At 63.6% G+C, this 12,896-nt stretch carries 15 protein-coding genes; 3 read left to right on the forward strand and 12 right to left on the reverse strand.

The annotated features are described in order from the left end of the window. The 6 genes from EO99_RS27340 to EO99_RS0107595 form a co-directional block, all read right to left on the reverse strand. Positions 1-639: a hypothetical protein gene (locus tag EO99_RS27340; RefSeq protein ID WP_051679753.1), complete on the reverse strand. Its 639-nt coding sequence runs from the start codon at positions 637-639 to the stop codon at positions 1-3. A gap of 2 nt (positions 640-641) precedes the next feature. Continuing rightward, positions 642-1,604, reverse strand: coding sequence for a methyltetrahydrofolate cobalamin methyltransferase (locus EO99_RS0107575; protein WP_029618042.1), 963 nt, complete (start codon positions 1,602-1,604; stop codon positions 642-644). 70 nt (positions 1,605-1,674) lie between these two features. After that, entirely contained in the window at positions 1,675-2,766 is a 1,092-nt protein-coding gene (locus tag EO99_RS0107580; protein ID WP_029618043.1) for a methylenetetrahydrofolate reductase, read from the reverse strand. Beyond that, positions 2,763-3,392 (reverse strand): methylenetetrahydrofolate reductase C-terminal domain-containing protein, encoded by a 630-nt coding sequence (locus EO99_RS0107585; RefSeq protein ID WP_051679754.1) that lies wholly within the window; start codon positions 3,390-3,392, stop codon positions 2,763-2,765. The genes EO99_RS0107580 and EO99_RS0107585 overlap by 4 nt, the downstream gene beginning before the upstream one ends. After that, the gene (locus EO99_RS0107590) at positions 3,385-3,687 is read right to left on the reverse strand and encodes a virulence factor (protein ID WP_029618045.1); all 303 of its coding nucleotides are present in this window, start codon (positions 3,685-3,687) and stop codon (positions 3,385-3,387) included. The genes EO99_RS0107585 and EO99_RS0107590 overlap by 8 nt, the downstream gene beginning before the upstream one ends. 115 nt (positions 3,688-3,802) lie before the next feature. Then, on the reverse strand, positions 3,803-4,444 hold the full coding sequence (locus tag EO99_RS0107595) for a DUF1638 domain-containing protein (RefSeq protein WP_029618046.1): 642 nt from the start codon (positions 4,442-4,444) through the stop codon (positions 3,803-3,805). A 14-nt stretch (positions 4,445-4,458) separates the two neighbouring features. On the opposite strand from EO99_RS0107595, the gene EO99_RS0107600 reads away from it, so the two are divergent. Continuing rightward, entirely contained in the window at positions 4,459-4,620 is a 162-nt protein-coding gene (locus tag EO99_RS0107600; RefSeq protein ID WP_029618047.1) for an entericidin domain-containing protein, read from the forward strand. Positions 4,621-4,658: 38 nt separating this feature from the next. On the opposite strand, the gene EO99_RS0107605 is transcribed toward EO99_RS0107600, so the two are convergent. Further along, a complete protein-coding gene (locus tag EO99_RS0107605; RefSeq protein ID WP_029618048.1) occupies positions 4,659-5,357 on the reverse strand; it encodes a corrinoid protein in 699 nt (232 codons plus the stop codon). Between the two features lie 248 nt (positions 5,358-5,605). Between EO99_RS0107605 and EO99_RS0107610 the strand changes: the two genes are divergently transcribed. Further along, a complete protein-coding gene (locus tag EO99_RS0107610) occupies positions 5,606-7,177 on the forward strand; it encodes a trimethylamine methyltransferase family protein (protein ID WP_029618049.1) in 1,572 nt (523 codons plus the stop codon). 120 nt (positions 7,178-7,297) lie between these two features. On the opposite strand, the gene EO99_RS0107615 is transcribed toward EO99_RS0107610, so the two are convergent. The 4 genes from EO99_RS0107615 to EO99_RS0107630 form a co-directional block, all read right to left on the reverse strand. Further along, positions 7,298-7,648 carry a hypothetical protein gene (locus EO99_RS0107615; protein ID WP_029618050.1) on the reverse strand — a complete coding sequence of 117 codons (351 nt, stop codon included), beginning with the start codon at positions 7,646-7,648 and terminating at the stop codon, positions 7,298-7,300. Positions 7,649-7,651: 3 nt separating this feature from the next. Beyond that, positions 7,652-8,665, reverse strand: a complete 1,014-nt coding sequence (gene bmt / locus EO99_RS0107620) for a betaine--homocysteine S-methyltransferase (protein WP_029618051.1) — start codon at positions 8,663-8,665, stop codon at positions 7,652-7,654. 59 nt (positions 8,666-8,724) lie between these two features. Further along, the gene (locus EO99_RS0107625) at positions 8,725-9,777 is read right to left on the reverse strand and encodes a quaternary amine ABC transporter ATP-binding protein (RefSeq protein ID WP_029618052.1); all 1,053 of its coding nucleotides are present in this window, start codon (positions 9,775-9,777) and stop codon (positions 8,725-8,727) included. 144 nt (positions 9,778-9,921) lie between these two features. After that, positions 9,922-10,917 (reverse strand): glycine betaine ABC transporter substrate-binding protein, encoded by a 996-nt coding sequence (locus EO99_RS0107630; protein ID WP_029618053.1) that lies wholly within the window; start codon positions 10,915-10,917, stop codon positions 9,922-9,924. Positions 10,918-11,426: 509 nt separating this feature from the next. On the opposite strand from EO99_RS0107630, the gene cobU reads away from it, so the two are divergent. Next, a complete protein-coding gene (gene cobU, locus EO99_RS0107635) occupies positions 11,427-11,948 on the forward strand; it encodes a bifunctional adenosylcobinamide kinase/adenosylcobinamide-phosphate guanylyltransferase (RefSeq protein ID WP_029618054.1) in 522 nt (173 codons plus the stop codon). 23 nt (positions 11,949-11,971) lie between these two features. On the opposite strand, the gene EO99_RS0107640 is transcribed toward cobU, so the two are convergent. Beyond that, on the reverse strand, positions 11,972-12,757 hold the full coding sequence (locus EO99_RS0107640; protein ID WP_029618055.1) for a TSUP family transporter: 786 nt from the start codon (positions 12,755-12,757) through the stop codon (positions 11,972-11,974). Positions 12,758-12,896: the final 139 nt, after the last annotated feature.

Here is a 12,896-nt window from a genome sequence, read left to right on the forward strand (position 1 = left end):
TTATTTCTTTTCAAGAAAGCTGAAGTCGGCAGACTTGAAGCCTGTCAGGTCGCACTCTGACAGGTCAGCACTTGCCGTGAAGGACTCTGCTTCGGTATCGGAAAGCAGTAAGGGCATCTTCTTCAAATGTGAGCGTTGAGCGAGAAAGGGTACGTCGAGGATTGATGATAGGAGGTCATCCAAGGTTGCATGCATCTCAAATTTGGAGATAGGCACGACAACGTGCTTCATTGGTTCTGGCTTCGTCCCGTCGCTTTTTGGTGTCGTGCGTTTAGCCGTTTTAAACGCCGAAATGTCGGGTAGCGGCATACCCGCCTTGGAGGAGAAGCTATGGAACCGGAGCAGATCTAGGCCATCATTGATTTCAATAAAAACAATGCAGCCACTCGGTTTCTCCGCCAGGAGTCGCGCTGTAGAAACCGGCTTGAGCTTTGTCCCGGACTTCAGTTGCACATGACGTACCAGCGACCCAGCCGATATCACCAAGTCGTAGCCGAAGGCGTCAAACTCTGACCGAAGTATTTCAACATCCACGACGCCCTTCCGCCACAGCAGACGCAACGCGTCGCCGACAAACAGATGCTCAACGATATTTTCGCGAAGCGACGAGTTGAGGTGGTGCTGATTAATGTTGAACATTGTCACTCCGTCGCCGCCCCCGCGCCGGCGCGCGCCGCACGACCGCCGCGACGGCCCGACGAGGCGCCGGGCGGCGTGGTGGAGGGGGCGGCACCGGCTTCTGCCGGCTTGTGGTCGCGATAGGTCATGATCCAGGTGCCGCAGTTGGGGTCGGTGCCGTTCAGCACGTTGGCGGCACGCACGGCCTCCATCTCCTGCGGACGGCAGGGGTTCATTATGGCGGACGTCATGCCGGCGCCGATGACCATGGGAATGAAACCGGCGTTGATGCCGTGGCGGTGTGGCAGGCCGAAGGAGATGTTGGAGAGGCCACAGGTGGTGTTGACCTTCAGTTCGTTGCGCAGGCGATAGAGGAGCTGGAAGACCTGGCGACCGGCATCGCCCAGGGCACCGATGGGCATGACCAGCGGGTCTACGACGATGTCATGCGGCTTGATGCCGTGGTCCATGGCGCGTTCGACGATCTTCCTGGCGACGGCAAAGCGGACGTCCGGATCCATCGAGATGCCGGTCTCGTCGTTGGAGATTGCCACAACCGGCACGTCGTATTTGGCGCAGAGCGGCAGGATGGCTTCGAGCTTTTCCTCCTCGCCGGTGACGGAATTGACCAGCGGGCGGCCCTTGGCGACCTTGAGGGCGGCCTCGATGGCAGCGGTGACGGAGGAATCGATCGACAGCGGCACGTCGACCAGGCCCTGGACGATTTCCATGGTCTTCACCAGCAGGCCCGGCTCCGTCTCGTTCGGGTTGACGGAAGTGACGCCGGCATTGACGTCGAGCATGGTGGCGCCGGCGGCGACCTGTTCCAGCGCATCCCGGATAACGGTGTCGAAATTGCCCTCGATCATCTCGGCGGCAAGCTTCTTGCGGCCGGTCGGGTTGATCCGCTCGCCGATGACGCAGAAGGGCTGGTCGAAGCCGATGATCACTTCGCGGGTGGCGGATGCGACGATGGTGCGGGTCATGCGGTTCTCCGGTGCCTGAAGGCCGTGGGTCTCTACTGGTCGAGCCCCGGCATCTGCCGAGGCCGGTTGTTCAGTGCGGCTTGTGAGCCGCGATGTCTGCAAGCTGCTGCTGGTTTTCTTCCTTGCCCTGGCGGATTTCCTCCAGGCGCTCGGCGACAACCGTATCGGTCGGATTGGCCTCGTGCTTCCATGGCCGGCGGCCCTTCAGCACGCCGGACTCATGGACGATCTCGGCGACATATTCCTCCTGCCGATAGGCCATCACGTGGATGCCGGCGACGCCCTCGATCTCCTTCACCTCGTTGATGATGTCGATGCAGAGCTGCTTGCCCTCCTTCTTCTGATCCTTGGCGCCCTCAAGGCGGGCGATGACGCTGTCGGGGATGTGGATCCCCGGCACGTTGGAGCGGATCCAGCGGGCGGTCTTGGCGGAGGCAAGCGGGCCGACCCCGACGAGAATGAAGCATTTCTCGTGAAGGCCGAGATCGCGGACCTTTGCCATGTAGTCGCGAAACATCGGCACGTCGAAGCAGTACTGGCTCTGCACGAACTGGGCGCCAGCTTCGATCTTCTTGGCAAGCCGGTAGGGGCGAAAATCATAGGGTGGGGCGAAGGGATTGATGGCGGCGCCGAGAAAGACCTGCGGCGGCGACGTGAGCTTGCGACCGGACAGGAATTTCGCCTCGTCGCGCATGGTGCGGACCGTTTCCAGCAACGACATGCAGTCGAGGTCGAACACCGGCTTGGCACCCGGTTGGTCGCCGGCCTGCACGCCGTCGCCGGTAAGGCACATGATGTTCTGTACCCCCATGGCGGACGCGCCGAGCACGTCGCCCTGGATGGCGATGCGGTTCCTGTCGCGGCAGGCGATCTGCATGATCGGCGCGTAGCCCATCCGGGTCAGGAGCGCGCATATGCCGACCGAGGACATGTGGCAGTTGGCGCCGGAGGCGTCGACGGCGTTGATGCCATCAACCCAGCCCTCGAAGATCGCGGCACGGTCGTAGACGTCCTGCGGATCGGCACTGTCGGGTGGGTTGAGCTCGGCGGTGACGGCAAACTCGCCGCGACGGAGAATGCGCTCCAGCCGGCCCCGAGACGAATGGCCGGGCAGGGGATCGAGTGGCCCTCCGAGATCTTTGGGATTGATGTCGATGCTCATGCCGCGGTGTCCTGGGCAATCTCGTTGCGTGCTGCAGCCTCGGCAGTGACGCGCAGCCACGACGAGGTTTCCCGCAGCGACTGGTTGACCGGCTTCTGGACGTTGAGGATCGCGTCACCCTTCACCATCTGGCGCGACCCTTCCCAAGCCTTGACCCAGACGCAGGGCATGTCGGGCTCCACCTCGCAGTTGCCGTTGGCCCGCACGCCGCCGCAGGGTCCGTTGCGCAGCTGCTTGGGACAGTTCATCGGGCAAGACATGCCGGTGGACGAAAGGATGCATTGCCCGCACATGCGGCAGTCGAAGAGCAGGCCCTTGACCCGCTTCTCGACGAAAGTGACCGGCGCCTCGGCGCGGCTGTAGCCGATCGCCTTCCACAGGGGATGCAGCAGCAGGAAGGCGCTGGCGAAGCGGGCGTAGAACCATTCGAGCGTACGTGCATGGCGGATCGACCAGAGCCGGATCGAATAGCGGCGCTGGACCCGGCGATTGGGCGACACGTCGCTCGGAACGTAGGCGCCGGTGGCCGCCTTGCGCGCCGCGCCGGCGTTGCCGATGGCGGGCTTCGAGCCGGTGCCTGCTGCGGCTCCGGTGTTGCTGCTGGCGGCCCGGTCAATCTCAGCCATTCTCGCGGCCTCCGGCTTTCACCAGGGCCACCAGCCGCTCCCGATCATAGGCGGCCTCGAGTTCGGCCGCTGCCTTGTCCGCCTCCGCCTCCAGCTCGTCGCTGACCGGCACCGGATCGGCCTTGCGCCAGTCTGCCAGATAGTCGTCGGTCTCGGCCGCGCCGGTGCGCATGGCGCACATGTCGATGGCCTCCGTGAAGCGCAGCGAAAGCTCCCGCTTGGCGGTCTGGCGCCCCTTCTTGATGATCACCTGCGCCGGAATATCCCGCCAGTAGACGACGATGCGATCGGCCAATGCACTCTCCTGTTTTCCAGCAGCATGCACGCGCCGACGGGGCGGGACTGCGCTTGCCACGACGTCGCACAGCGCGAAAAGCGACGCCGACGATAAGCGCGGGACTGGACGGGTGCTAGAGGTCGCGCAGCGAAGAGGAGAGGTCGCCGTAGCCGGTGAAACGATACTCGTAGTCGAGGCCGAGATAGGCGGCTGCGCCCCTGGCCTTCTCTTGCAAAGCCTCATCCTGCTCCTGGCTCAGGTAGACGAGCTTGCGGTAGTTGCCGAAGTAGGTCTCCTTCAGCTGCGGATAGCGGTCGAGGCCGAGCGGCTCAATGACGAAGGCGTCGAACTGGCGGGCCAGGAAATCGGTCAGGAAGAAACTGAGGAGATCGTCGTCCGCCTGCGATTGAAAAGTGTCGTTACCGGAGAAGAAGGAGTAGCAATGCGGTCCGGCGATGCGGCCGATGCCTTCGCGGGCGCAGAGGCGGTCGATATCGCCGCCGGTGCCGCAATCCGCATAGGCGAAGAAGATCTTCTCGATGCCCTGATTGCGTGCGTCTGCCAGCGCTTTTTCAAGACCCGGCACGATCTTCTGCGGGTAGGCATGCCAGATTGCGGGCAGGCATTGTATCTCCACATGGTGCAGGCCTTGCTGCGCACAAACCGCTAATATTTCCCTCGCGATGGCGCCGCACGCAATTACGTGAACTTTTTCGCGATTGGGGCGTTCCTGTGTCGGAAGGTAATTTTCTGCCTTTTTTTGATCGGAACCCATCGGAGTACTTTCTCATGACGTCCAAGACAGTCACGGTTATCGCCGTTCTCTTTGTCACGGCTGCTGCCCTCAGCTCCTGCGGCAACACCATCCGCGGCGTCGGCGCAGACGCAGCCAACACTGTAGATGCGACGCAGGCTGCCGGCCGCAACGTAGACCGCGCCGCTTCGCGCTAACGACAGCGAGAAAAAGCCGGCTGACAGCCGGCTTTTTCTTATCCGGCTGACAGCGAATTGTGCTTGCGGCGGATGTATTCCTTGGCCGTCTCGACGGCGACCGCCGCATCGCGGCAATAGGCATCGGCTCCGACTGCCTTGCCGAACTCTTCGTTGAGCGGTGCGCCTCCGACGAGAATGACGTAGTCGTCGCGGATGCCCTTTTCCTTCATCGTGTCGATCACGACCTTCATGTAGGGCATCGTCGTTGTCAGCAGTGCCGACATTCCGAGAATATCCGGCTTTTCCCGCTCCAGCGCCTCCAGATAGTTTTCGACCGGATTGTTGATCCCGAGGTCGATCACATCGAAGCCCGCCCCCTCCATCATCATGCCGACGAGGTTCTTGCCTATGTCGTGGATGTCGCCCTTGACGGTGCCGATGACCATTTTGCCCTGCTTGGGCGCGCCGGTGGCCGCCAGCAGTGGGCGCAGGATGTTCATGCCGGCCTTCATGGCGTTGGCCGACAGGAGCACTTCGGGGACGAACAGGATGCCGTCGCGGAAGTCGATGCCGACGATGCGCATGCCCTCGACCAGCGCCTGCGTCAGGACGTCGTAGGGGACCCAGCCGCGATCGAGCAGGATCCGGGTGGCCTCCTCGACCTCGTCCTTCAGTCCGTCATAGAGATCGTCGTGCATCTGCTGCACCAGTTCCTCGTCGGACAGTTCGGCCAGGATGATGTCGTCTTCGGACATAATGCTTCCCATCGATTGCGGCACGAAACCCAGCGTGCTCCGCGAACATGATGAAACGCAAATGGTTTTTCGACTTCCTTGAAAACGACTTCGGATTGTTGAAAAAGCGACGGCGTGTCCGCAAGGGCGGCCCGATGTCTGTTCTGCGCAAATGCGTGGCGCAGAGAGGCAGGGTTCGCCCTGCCTGGCGTCCTAGCATGGGACCCAGATGATGGCAGGCACCGGCAGGTGCAATGGCGAGGAAGAGCATGGACGAGGTCAATCAACCAACGGAAGCGGCAGCAGGCGGACGCCGTTCGCGCGGCGAGCGTGGGGCGGCAGGTCGGCGCGCCTCGCGGGCCGGCGGCGGTCCGAACGCGTCGCTGCCCTATATCACCCGGAAGATCGGCGTGTATGAGGTCCTTGACGAGGAGGGGCTGCAACTCATCGAGCGCAATGCCGACACCATCCTGGAAGAGATCGGCATCGAGTTCCGGGACGACGCCGAGGCGCTGGAGCTGTGGGCGAAGGCCGGTGCGGATGTCCGCGGGCAGCGCGTCCACTTTCCGAAGGGCCTGTGCCGCGAGCTCTTGAAGACGGCGCCGAAGGAATTCACCTGGCACGCGCGCAATCCCGAGCGCAGCGTGCATATCGGCGGCAAGGCCACCGTCTTCGCCCCCGTCTATGGACCGCCCTTCGTGCGCGATCTCGACGGCCAGCGCCGCTATGCGACGATCGAGGACTTCCGCAACTTCGTGAAGCTCGCCTATATGGCACCGTCGATGCATTCGTCCGGCGGCACGGTCTGCGAGCCGGTCGACGTGCCGGTCAACAAGCGCCACCTCGACATGATCTACAGCCATGTCAAATACTCAGACAAGCCGTTCATGGGGTCCGTGACGGCACCGGAGCGGGCGGAAGATACGATCGCCATGGCCAAGCTCGTCTTCGGCGATGACTTCGTCGAGAACAACTGCGTGACGCTCAACCTCATCAACGCCAACTCGCCGATGGTCTTCGACGAGACGATGCTGGGCGCGCTCAAGGTCTACGCGCGGCACAACCAGGCGAGCGTCGTGTCACCCTTCATCCTGTCGGGTGCCATGAGCCCGGTCACGGTCGCCGGAACGCTGACTCAGATTCTGGCGGAAGTGCTGGCCGGGGCCTCCTTCACGCAGCTCATCCGTCCGGGCGCGCCGGTGCTGTTCGGCACGTTCGCCGCGTCGATTTCCATGCAATCGGGTGCGCCGACCTTCGGCACGCCGGAGCCGTCGCTGGTCTCCTATGGCGCGGCACAACTGGCCCGGCGCCTCGGCCTGCCGTTCCGCACCGGCGGCTCGCTCTGCGCCTCCAAGGTTCCCGACGCCCAGGCGGCCCATGAATCGTCCAACACGCTGAACACGACGCTGCTGGCCGGCACCAACTTCGTGCTGCACGCGGCCGGCTGGCTGGAAGGCGGGCTCGTCTCGTCCTACGAGAAGTTCATGATCGACCAGGATCAGCTCGGCATGATGCAGAAGCTTGCCGATGGCGTCGACCTTTCCGAGGCCGGTCAGGCGCTGGATGCCATCCGTGAAGTGGGCCCGGGCAGTCATTATCTCGGCTGCGCCCATACCCAGGCACATTTCCAGACAGCCTTCTACCGTTCGGCGCTGGCCGACAACAATTCCTACGAACAGTGGGAGGTAGAGGGCCAGAAGCGGATCGAGGAGCGTGCAAATGCGCTCTGCCGTTCGTGGCTCGACGGTTACGAGGCGCCGGCTCTCGATCCGGCGATCGACGAGGCACTGCTTGCCTTCATCGCGCACCGCAAGGAGTCGATGCCCGACGCCTTCACTTGAAAGGGTCCCGAGGCCGCCAGGGAGCAAGGCGGCGCGGCCGCCGTTGCCGATTTCATCCAGGCAGAAGTCTGGCGACCGCACTACAAGCCGAATGAGCCGCGTTAGGCGGTTGCAGATACGCTAGATGCGCGCCTTGGGGTAGGCGCGCTCAAGCCCACCGGAACTCACCAATCCCTCGCGGAAGGCTGTGTAGGCCGCGTGCTGGCTGGATTTGGCAGCTTCCATGAGCCGCACCTGAAGCCGGGGCGGCGCGCTGTTGCCCAGCCACTCACCGCACCTCTGCAGCTTCAGGGCATTCAGAAACTGCGCTTCCGCCTGGCGGTCGAGGAAGAGATGCAGTCCATCGAACAGCGTCTCGTCGGCGGAGGGGTTCTGCATCAGCAGTCCGAGCCAGGACTGGTTCTCGTCGGTGAGGCCAGACAGGCTGTCGGCGACGGTGTCGCGGTTGGCGATCGTTGCAATGTTGCTCATGGTTCAGGTCCTGCGCCGGCGCCGGTCGCGCGTGCCGTCGCCGCCCGATTCGCTTGCCATCTTGTTGCGGAGTGGCCCAATCCGCTCGACGATCTCCTCGATCGTCGGCCTTGGCCGCGGGGTATAGTCATCGAGCGCATGGCGCATGGCTGCGAGATGTTCGCAAGAGGTGCCGCAGCAGCCGCCGATGATCCGGGCGCCGGCGTCGCGGGCCAGGCGGGCATATTCTGCCATCAGCGGTGGGGTGCCGGAATAGTAGATCTCGGCGCCGCGGAATTCGGGAATGCCGCAATTGCCCTTGACGATGGTGATCGCTTCGGGATCGGCAGCCGTCATGTCGAGAAGGCTGGACAGGATGTCGGAGGCACCGACGCCGCAGTTGGCACCGACGGCCACCGGGCCATCGCCCATATCCTTCGCGATGCCGTGAATGTCCTTCGGATCAACGCCCATCATCGTCCTGCCGGCCGTGTCGAAGGAGCCGGTATAAGTATAGGGCAGGCCGACCGTGCTTGCCGCCTCCGCGGCGGCACGGATCTCGTCGGCGGATGACATGGTCTCGATCCAGGCGACATCCGCTCCGCCGGCCTTCAGGCCTTCCATCTGCTCGACGAAGGCTGCGACCGCATCTTCGTAGGTCATGGCGCCGAGCGGCACCAGAAGCTCGCCGGTCGGGCCGACGGAGCCGGCGACGATCACCTTTCGCGGTGCGCGGTCGGCCACGGCGCGGGCGATCTCGGCTGCGCGCTTGTTCAGGTCGAAGACGCGGTCCTGCGCATGATGCAGTTTCAGCCGGTGGCGCGTGCCGCCAAAGGAGTTGCTGAGGATGATATCGGCGCCCGCATCGACGAAGTCCTGATGCAGCTTGTCGATCCGCTCCGGATGCGTTTCGTTCCAGAGTTCCGGTGCTTCGCCGGCCTCCAGGCCCATGGCGAAGAGATTGGTTCCGGTGGCGCCGTCAGCGAGCAGGACGCCCTTTTCGGCAAGCAGGTCACGGAGTGGATTTGCGGCGGTCATGGGGCCTCCTTGAATTTTCTGGCTATAGGCGCTCGGTGCGGGAAATACAATCTGCCTGCCTACCGAGGGCCGGCGGGTGTGGCATGATGCCCGACCGGATTGACCATGGCCGCCAGGATTGTGTTGAGGTCCAGGATGCCGATCTCGATGCCGTCCTCATCGACGACGATAGCGCTCGAACGCTCCGCCCGCGTCAGCCGCTGGGCCACCGACTCCAGCGTTTCGTCGGCGGCAACCTTGACACCCTCCAGCGTTCCCACCGCCGGTTTCATCACAGTTCGGGCCTGGATCACGCGGCTGCGGTTCACCTCCTTGACGAAGGAAGCGATGTAATCATCTGCTGGCGAAAGCACAATTTCCTGGCCGGTGCCCTGCTGGATGACCTGGCCGTCGCGCAGGATGACGATCTTGTCGCCGAGCCGCAGGGCTTCGTCGAGATCATGGGTGATGAAGACCACCGTCTTTTTCAGCTCGCTCTGGATGTCTAGGAGCACGGTCTGCATGTCCACCCGGATCAGCGGGTCGAGCGCCGAATAGGCCTCGTCCATCAGCAGGATGTCGGCGTCATTGGCCAGCGCTCTCGCCAGTCCGACGCGCTGCTGCATGCCGCCCGAGAGCTGGTTGGGATAGTGGTTCTCGAACCCCGCAAGGCCGACACGTTCGATCCAGTGCTGCGCGCTCTTCCTGCTCTGGCTGCGCGGCACGCCCTGGACGTCGAGACCATAGAGCGTGTTTTCCATCACCGTCCGGTGCGGCAAGAGCGCGAATTTCTGGAACACCATGGCCGTCTTGTGCCGGCGAAACTCGCGCAGGTCGCGAACGCTCATGCGGCAGATGTCGGCACCGTCGTAGATCACCTCGCCGGCGGTCGGTTCGATCAGCCGGTTGATGTGCCGGATCAGCGTCGACTTGCCCGATCCGGAGAGCCCCATCACCACCGTTATCTGTCCGGCGGGCATGGCGATGTTGATGTCGCGCAGCCCCAGCACATGGCCGTGCCTCTCGTTCAGCTCTGTCTTCGACATGCCGCCGCGAACCTGTGCGACATGATCCTGCCCCCGCGGACCGAAGATCTTGTAGAGCCCCCTGATCTCTATGCCGTGGCTAGCCATGCGCTTCCTGTCTCATGCGTCCCCCTTGCATGCCGGTCTGGCCGAACCCTCCGCCGGATGAGCGAGGAAGGCATGTTCTGCCACTACAGCATCGGCGGAAGCTCCGATGCGCGATTTGCGACGCCGAAGGGACAAGCGGAGCCGTCAGCCCTGACGCGTGATCTTCTGCGCCACGCTCGGCGCCACCCATTGCGACCAGATATCCGAATGGCTGTCGAGGAAAAACTCGGCGGCCTCCTGATCGGAGGCCCGGTTCTCCATCTGCCAGGCGAGGACGCTGCTGATCGTGGCATTGGACCACTGCCGGCGGTTGACATAGTCGATGGCCTCGGCGGCCTTTTCTGTGAAGGCCTGCGTGACGAGCGTGAAGGCCTGGGACGTCGGGTAGGCGTTGCGCTCCGGGTTGGCGCAACCGGCAACGGTGGTGCAGGCGTCCCACTCCGTCTTGCTGTGCGTCACGCCGAATGAGAGCTTCGCCATCTCGTATTTGCCAAGGATCGCGGTGGGCGCCCAGTAATAGCCGAGCCAACCGGTCTGCGTTTCGAAGGCGGCTGCAATCGATGCCTCGAGTTCCTCGGCGGTTGCCGGCTCGACCAGCTCGAACCCCTTGTCGCCCGCACCGAAGGCGCGAAAGAGATTGGCGGTCGTGGCCTGGCAGCTCCAGTCGTGCGGACATCCATGGACGGCACCCCGGCTGGGCTGGGCGGGGGCGGGAAACAGATCGGGACGAGCCAGGGCGTCATCGACCGTGCGGATCTGCGGATTGGCGTCGAGGATGAATTTCGGCACCCACCACCCCTCGACGGCGCCATCGGCGAGGATCTCCGCGCCGAGCACCAGGCGGTTCTCCGTCGTCGCCCGCGAGAGTTCACCGCGGACCGCGTTGATCCAGAATTCCGGCGCCATGTCGGGAGTGCCGGCGGTGTCCATGGAGGTGAAGGTGGGCAGGGTATCGCCCGGAACCAGCGTCACGGTGCAGCCGAAGCCCCGTTCCAGGATAATCTTGTCGATCTGCGCCGCGACGGCCGCCGATCCCCAGTTCATCTTGGCGATGGAAACTGCGCCGCAGGCGGCCTCGGCTGCCCCGGGGCGAAGGCAGAAGCCGAGAACCAGCGCGGCTGCGGCAAGGGGATAGCGCATGACAAACATCCATAAACGGACCAGCACAGGGATCTCCCGGCTGCTCCTCCGAACGTCGTAAATTGATCGACCGTCGGCGATTTCGGTGTCTTCAGGAGAGTAGGGTAATGCGTTGCGAAATCAACCGTCCTGCCCGTACCTTCACGCGCTTGCGATATCTTCGCGCAAGAGAAGGCGGAAATGCGAGATGAGGGGGAGCGCCATCAACTTTCCAGTAACAATGTGCCGCTAATCATCGCTTTGCAGACGGTTGCTCCGGCCTGCAGCGTCGGGCCAGGTATTGCGTACCCGCCGCTTGTTTTTTCGCAAGGCGGCAGGGAATCCGGCGATCGAGCCGGTCCCGGCTTGACTCGCCCCGCCAGTGCCCCCACTTTTGTGCAGCGGCAGCGCGAACTGATGAACCAAGGCGGACGCCTCATGCATCTACGAATCGTCCGTGCTTTCAGGATTTGCGCTGTCGCGTTTTCCTCTTTTCCCACCCAGTCCCCGATCCACCGCGCAGGTGCGCTGTGAGTTCCGCCCGTCGCGTCACGCTTGTCCTTGGCGGTGCCCGATCAGGAAAATCCGCCTTTGCCGAACGGCTGGCGCGCGAAAGCGGCCTTCAGCGGCATTATGTGGCGACCGGGCAGGCTTATGATTCGGAGATGAAGGAGCGGATCGCCCGCCACCGCGCCGACCGCGGCGATGGATGGAGCACCCATGAAATTCCCGTCGACCTGACCACCCATCTCCAGGCTCTGGCGGCGGCCGAACGGGTGGTGCTCGTCGATTGCCTGACGCTTTGGGTGACGAACCTGATGATGGCCGAGGCCGATGTCGATGCTGCCGGCGGTCTCCTCGTCGAGCGTTTGTCCGGCTGGCCGGGGCAGATCGTTCTGGTCTCCAACGAGGTCGGCCTCGGGATTGTCCCCGACAACAGGATGGCGCGCGAATTCCGCGACCATGCCGGGCGGCTGCACCAGCGGATCGCCGCCGTTGCCGATGAGGTCTATTTCGTCGCCGCCGGGCTGCCGTTGAAGATGAAGGGGTAGCGTCCGCTCCCCTTGAGAGACGACTAGAATCCCAGCCAGATCCGGACCGGATGCGCCGGGTCCGACATCAGCTTCAGGGCCAGCGCGAGGCAGGACACCACCAGCAGCGGCTTGATGATCCTGGCGCCGCCGCGCATGGCCACGCGCGAACCCAGCTGTGCACCCAGCACCTGACCCGCCCCCATAACCAGTCCGACCTTCCAGAGAATCGATCCGGTGACGGCGAAGACGAGGAAGGATCCGAAATTGGAGCCGAGATTGAGAAGCTTCGTGTGGGCGGTCGCCTTCAACAGTCCGAAGCCGCCGAGAAGCACGAAGGCCAGCATGTAGAAGGAGCCGGCGCCAGGGCCGAAGACGCCGTCGTAGAGACCGACGAGCGGCACGATCGTGAGTCCGAAGACGAAGGGTGTCACGCGCTGGTGACTGTCGAGATCGCTGAGGTTCGGCTTCAGCGCGAAGAACAGTGCGATGCCGATCAGGAGGAAGGGGATGGCCGCGGCAAGCGCTGCCGCCGGAACGACGGAGGCGAGAAACGCGCCGAGGATGCCGCCCAAGGTTGCCATCAGCGCCATCGGCAACTGCTTCCTGAGGTCGACATGGCCCTTTCTTGCATAGGCAAGAGTGGCGGACGCGACGCCGAACTGGCCCTGCAGCTTGTTGGTGGCAATCGCTTCAAGCGGCGGAATGCCGACAATCAGCATCACCGGGATGGTGATCAGGCCACCGCCGCCCGCAATGGAATCGACGAAACCGGCAATACAGGCGGCTGCAAAGAGCAGCACCAGAAGGTGGAAGGCAAGATCGTGCAAGGGAGGAACCGGGCGATGGGGATGCGGGGGCAGGACGAGAGCCGCTCTCTGCCACCGAACGGCGACGCTTGCAACCGGCGAATTACCCTTGGCTGCGGACTTGCCCGGCCGCAAATCGGCGATAAGGTGCCGGCACCAA

It is taken from the genome of Pseudorhizobium marinum (genome assembly GCF_000705355.1).
GTDB classification, from domain to species: Bacteria; Pseudomonadota; Alphaproteobacteria; order Rhizobiales; family Rhizobiaceae; genus Neorhizobium; species Neorhizobium pelagicum.

What these genes read in the sequence shown, in the direction of transcription:
- EO99_RS0107610 (WP_029618049.1), top strand. Translation starts at nt 5,606, where the DNA reads ATGGACGAGGTCAATCAACCAACGGAAGCGGCAGCAGGCGGACGCCGT.
- EO99_RS0107595 (WP_029618046.1), bottom strand. Translation starts at nt 4,444, where the DNA reads ATGGGTTCCGATCAAAAAAAGGCAGAAAATTACCTTCCGACACAGGAA.
- EO99_RS0107585 (WP_051679754.1), bottom strand. Translation starts at nt 3,392, where the DNA reads ATGGCTGAGATTGACCGGGCCGCCAGCAGCAACACCGGAGCCGCAGCA.
- EO99_RS0107625 (WP_029618052.1), bottom strand. Translation starts at nt 9,777, where the DNA reads ATGGCTAGCCACGGCATAGAGATCAGGGGGCTCTACAAGATCTTCGGT.
- bmt (WP_029618051.1), bottom strand. Translation starts at nt 8,665, where the DNA reads ATGACCGCCGCAAATCCACTCCGTGACCTGCTTGCCGAAAAGGGCGTC.
- EO99_RS0107580 (WP_029618043.1), bottom strand. Translation starts at nt 2,766, where the DNA reads ATGAGCATCGACATCAATCCCAAAGATCTCGGAGGGCCACTCGATCCC.
- EO99_RS0107575 (WP_029618042.1), bottom strand. Translation starts at nt 1,604, where the DNA reads ATGACCCGCACCATCGTCGCATCCGCCACCCGCGAAGTGATCATCGGC.
- EO99_RS0107605 (WP_029618048.1), bottom strand. Translation starts at nt 5,357, where the DNA reads ATGTCCGAAGACGACATCATCCTGGCCGAACTGTCCGACGAGGAACTG.
- EO99_RS0107600 (WP_029618047.1), top strand. Translation starts at nt 4,459, where the DNA reads ATGACGTCCAAGACAGTCACGGTTATCGCCGTTCTCTTTGTCACGGCT.
- EO99_RS27340 (WP_051679753.1), bottom strand. Translation starts at nt 639, where the DNA reads ATGTTCAACATTAATCAGCACCACCTCAACTCGTCGCTTCGCGAAAAT.
- EO99_RS0107630 (WP_029618053.1), bottom strand. Translation starts at nt 10,917, where the DNA reads ATGCGCTATCCCCTTGCCGCAGCCGCGCTGGTTCTCGGCTTCTGCCTT.
- EO99_RS0107615 (WP_029618050.1), bottom strand. Translation starts at nt 7,648, where the DNA reads ATGAGCAACATTGCAACGATCGCCAACCGCGACACCGTCGCCGACAGC.